This window comes from Micromonospora echinofusca, from assembly GCF_017614955.1.
In the GTDB taxonomy this organism is placed as follows: domain Bacteria; phylum Actinomycetota; class Actinomycetes; order Mycobacteriales; family Micromonosporaceae; genus Micromonospora; species Micromonospora echinofusca_A.
Genome location: NZ_WVUH01000464.1, coordinates 1 through 4,599 on the forward strand (window position 1 = coordinate 1; position 4,599 = coordinate 4,599).

Below are 4,599 nucleotides of genomic sequence, written 5' to 3' on the forward strand. Positions count from 1 at the left end.
GCCTGGATCTCGACACCGCCGCCCCGCCCGGACCGGGCGGACCACCCCGCGCCGGCTCCACCTCCCACCGCGCCCGCCGCGGTTCCTCGCTGACCCGGATCGACCTGAGGTACTCGCCGTACCTCTACGTCCTGCCGTTCTTCGCCCTCTTCGCCGTCTTCGGGGCGTACCCGATCGCGTACACGGTCTGGATCGCGCTCACCGACCGCTCGCCGCTCAACGCCACCATCAGCTTCGTCGGCCTGGACAACTTCGTCGAGCTGCTCACCGAGGACCCGCAGTTCTGGAACGCGGTCGTCAACACCTTCGGCATGTTCGTGCTCTCCACGGTGCCGCAGCTGCTGCTGGCCCTGATGCTGGCCAACGCGCTCAACCGACGGCTGCCGGCGCAGACGTTCTTCCGGATGGCCATCGCCATGCCGATCATCACCTCCACCGCCGTGGTGGCGCTGATCTTCTCGATGATCTACTCCCGGGACTTCGGGCTGGTCAACTGGGCCCTCGACCTGGTCGGCATCGACCCCATCGACTGGCGGGCCAACCGGTTCGCGTCCTGGTTCGCCATCTCCACCATGGTCGACTGGCGCTGGGTCGGCTACAACGCGCTGATCTACCTGGCCGCCATGCAGTCGATCAGCAAGGACATGTACGAGGCCGCGTCCCTGGACGGCGCCTCCCGCCGGCGGCAGTTCTGGTCGATCACCATCCCGCAGCTCCGCCCGACGATCATCTTCACGCTGATCATCTCCACCATCGGTGGACTCCAGCTCTTCACCGAGCCGCTGCTGTTCACCAGCGGATCCGGGGGCATCTCCGGTGGTTCCGAGGGGCAGTTCCAGACCATCACCATGTACCTGCTCGACGTGATGAACCAGCGCTTCCGCTGGGGGTACGCCGGTGCGGTCGCGCTCGTGCTGTTCTTCCTGATCGCCGGCATGTCGGTCGTGAACTACCTGCTGGCCCGCCGCATCAGTTCCGACAAGTGAGGGTTGCGCCAGATGACGACCACGACGTTCCGTCCCCCCGCACCGGCCGCGCCCCCGCGGCGTAACCCCCGCGACCGGCACCGCGCCGAGACGCTCTGGAAGGCCAGCCCGCTGACCTGGGTGGGCCTCGTCCTCGGCGTGATCCTCTCGCTCTTCCCGTTCTACTGGATGATCGTCATCGCGTCCCGGACCAACGACGCGGCCAACTCCTGGCCGCCGCCGTTCCTGCCCGGGGGCAAGCTCGGCGAGAACATCGAGCGGGTCCTCGCCAACGGCGACGCCAACATCGTCAAGGGCCTGGTCAACTCGTTCCTGGTCTCCGGGACGATCACCGTCGCGACGGTCTTCTTCGGCTCGCTGGCCGGCTTCGCCTTCGCCAAACTGCGGTTCAAGGGCAAGAACGCCCTGCTGCTGATCATCCTCGCCTCGATGATGGTGCCGATCCAGCTCGGCGTGCTGCCGTTGTACATCCTGATGGCCGAGCTGGAGTGGCTCAACACCATGCCATCGGTCACCGTGCCGTTCCTGATCGGTGGTTTCGGCATCTTCATGATGCGCCAGTACGCCGAACAGGCCGTGCCGAACGAGCTGATCGAGGCGGCCCGGGTCGACGGCTGCTCCACCTGGCGGATCTACTGGCACGTGGTGGCACCCGCCCTGCGCCCGGCCGCCGCCGTGCTCGGCCTGCTCACCTTCATGGAGCAGTGGAACCAGTTCTTCTGGCCCTTCGTGGTCCTCGCCGACCCGGCCAACCCCACTGTGCAGATCTCCCTGCGCAGCCTCAACACCGCCTACTTCGCGGACAACTCGCAGATCTTCGCGGGTACGTTGATCGCAACGCTGCCGCTCTTCGTCGTGTTCGTCCTCTTCGGCCGCCAGATCATCGGCGGAATCATGGAAGGTGCCGTCAAGTCGTGACCGATCAGGAACTCACCTTCCCGTCCGACTTCCTGTGGGGTGCCGCCACTGCGGCGTACCAGATCGAGGGAGCGGCCAGCGAGGGTGGACGTACCCCGTCCATCTGGGACACCTTCAGCCACACCCCGGGCAAGGTGGTCGCCGGACACACCGGCGACGTGGCGTGCGACCACTACCACCGGTTCCGGGACGACATCAAACTGATGGCCGACCTCGGCCTGAAGTCGTACCGGTTCTCCGTCTCCTGGCCCCGGGTGCAGCCCGGCGGCGCCGGCCCGGCCAACCAGACCGGTCTGGACTTCTACCGCGAACTGGTCGACGAACTGCTGACCCACGGCATCGAACCCTGGGTGACGCTCTACCACTGGGACCTGCCCCAGCCGCTGGAGGACGCCGGCGGCTGGCCGGCCCGGGACACCGCCGCCCGGTTCGCCGACTACGCCCAGCTCACCCACGCCGCGCTCGGCGACCGGGTGCGCTACTGGACCACCCTCAACGAGCCGTGGTGCTCGGCCTTCCTCGGGTACGGCTCGGGTGCGCACGCCCCCGGCCGCTCCGACCCGGCCGACGCGGTCCGGGCCGGGCACCACCTGATGCTCGGGCACGGCCTGGCCGTGCAGGCGATGCGGGCGGCCCGGCCGGACCACGACTTCGGGGTCACGCTCAACCTGTACCCGGTCACCCCGCAGACCCCGGACCCGGCCGACGCGGACGCCGCCCGCCGGATCGACGCGCTGGCCAACCGGTTCTTCCTCGACCCGATCCTGCGCGGGGACTACCCGGCGGACCTGCGGGCGGACCTGGCCGGGATCACCGACTTCGGGCACGTGCACGACGGTGACCTGGCCACCATCGCCACCCCGCTGACCATGGTCGGGATCAACTACTACAGCCGGCACGTGGTCGCCGCGCCGGTCGACGACGCCCCCGCCGAGCCGTACTGGCGGGCGCCGTCCTGCTGGCCCGGCAGCGAGCAGGTCCGGTTCGTCACCCGGGGCGTGCCGGTCACCGACATGAACTGGGAGATCGACGCCCCCGGACTGGTCGAGACCCTCCAGCGGGTGCACCGCGAGTACACCGACCTGCCGCTGTACGTCACCGAGAACGGGTCGGCCTTCGTCGACGCGGTGGTCGACGGTCAGGTGCACGACACCGACCGGTTGGCCTACTTCGACGCCCACCTGCGCGCCGCGCACACCGCGATCAGTTCCGGGGTACCCCTACGCGGGTACTTCGCCTGGTCACTGATGGATAATTACGAGTGGGCGTGGGGGTACACCAAGCGGTTCGGGATGATCTACGTCGACTACGACAGCCAGCTCCGCATCCCCAAGTCGAGCGCCAGGTGGTACGCCGAGGTGATCCGACGTAACGGTCTGGCCGCACAATAAGAGCGTCCGGCGACAGGGCGGTGGTGGCGAGGCGGGTTCTGGTCGAGGGTGGCAAGGTGGCGGCGGAGGAGGTCATGCCGGTGTGGCATGGCCGACGACGACAACGCCGCCAGCCGACGCGCCAGGGCGCGCCGCAGCCCCGCCAGTCCGGTGGCCGGACGCTCTAAGCTCACGGCCAGCCAGTAACCGGGCCCGGTGCCGACCTCCGACGGAGGCCGGCCCCGGCGCCGGCCCCACCCGGGCCGGGGCCGGTCCGCCCGACGTCGGAGGAGCAGACGATGACAACCCAGCGCAGCCGATCGCTCGGGCGCCCCACTCTCGATGCGGTCGCGGCCCGCGCAGGCGTCGGACGTGGCACGGTCTCCCGTGTCGTCAACGGCTCGCCCCAGGTCAGCCCGGAGGCCCGGGCCGCCGTGCAACAGGCCATCGCCGAACTGGGGTACGTGCCGAACCGGGCCGCCCGGGCCCTGGTCACCCAACGTACCGACTCGGTGGCGCTGGTCGTCTCCGAGTCCGGCGAACGGGTCTTCACCGAGCCGTTCTTCGCCGCGATCGTGCGGGGCATCTCCTCCGGACTGCTGGAGACCCCGATGCAGCTCTGGCTGGCCATGGCCCAGTCGCCGGTCGAGCGGGAACGGGTCGAGCACCACCTGACCAACCAGCACGTGGACGGCGTCCTGCTGCTGTCGCTGCACGACGCCGACCCGCTGCCCACCCTGCTGGAGGAGCGCGGTCTGCCCACCGTGCTCGGCGGTCGGCCGGCCCGGATGCTGCAACCCGGTGCCCAGCCCGCCTACTACGTCGACGTGGACAACGTCGGCGGGGCCCGGCAGGCCGTGGAGTACCTCTTCGAGCGGGGTCGCCGGACCGTCGCGCACATCGCCGGTACCCAGGACATGGGGGCCGGTCTGGCCCGGCTCAGCGGCTACCGGGCGGCGGTCAAGGCGACCGGGCAGCCGGTCAACCCGGACCTCATCGCGTACGGCGACTTCAGCGAGGGCAGCGGCGCCGCCTGCATGCGCCGCCTGCTGGAACTCTGCCCGCAGCTCGACGCGGTCTTCGTCGCCTCCGACCTGATGGCGTTCGGGGCGCTGCGGGCGCTGCGCGAGGCCGGTCGACGGGTACCCGAGGACGTCGCCGTGATCGGTTTCGACGACGCGCCGATCGCCCGGCAGGCCGATCCGCCGCTGACCACGGTCTTCCAGCCGGTGGAGGAGATGGGCCGGCAGATGGCGCGGTTGCTGGTGGACCGGATCCGGGGGGAACTGGTCTCCCCGGCGGTGCTGCTGGACACCAAGCTCATC

At 69.8% G+C, this 4,599-nt stretch carries 4 protein-coding genes; all 4 read left to right on the forward strand.

Annotated elements, in window-relative coordinates; translation table 11 throughout:
* Positions 1–2: 2 nt before the first annotated feature.
* Positions 3–986, forward strand: a complete 984-nt coding sequence (locus GSF22_RS30950) for a carbohydrate ABC transporter permease (protein ID WP_208817454.1) — start codon at positions 3–5, stop codon at positions 984–986.
* A gap of 12 nt (positions 987–998) precedes the next feature.
* Positions 999–1,904 carry a carbohydrate ABC transporter permease gene (locus GSF22_RS30955; RefSeq protein ID WP_244454455.1) on the forward strand — a complete coding sequence of 302 codons (906 nt, stop codon included), beginning with the start codon at positions 999–1,001 and terminating at the stop codon, positions 1,902–1,904.
* A complete protein-coding gene (locus GSF22_RS30960) occupies positions 1,901–3,295 on the forward strand; it encodes a GH1 family beta-glucosidase (RefSeq protein ID WP_208817455.1) in 1,395 nt (464 codons plus the stop codon). Before GSF22_RS30955 ends, GSF22_RS30960 begins: the two co-directional genes overlap by 4 nt.
* Positions 3,296–3,573: 278 nt before the next feature.
* Positions 3,574–4,599 (forward strand): LacI family DNA-binding transcriptional regulator (locus tag GSF22_RS30965; protein ID WP_208817456.1); only part of this gene is annotated, 1,026 nt, incomplete at its 3' end.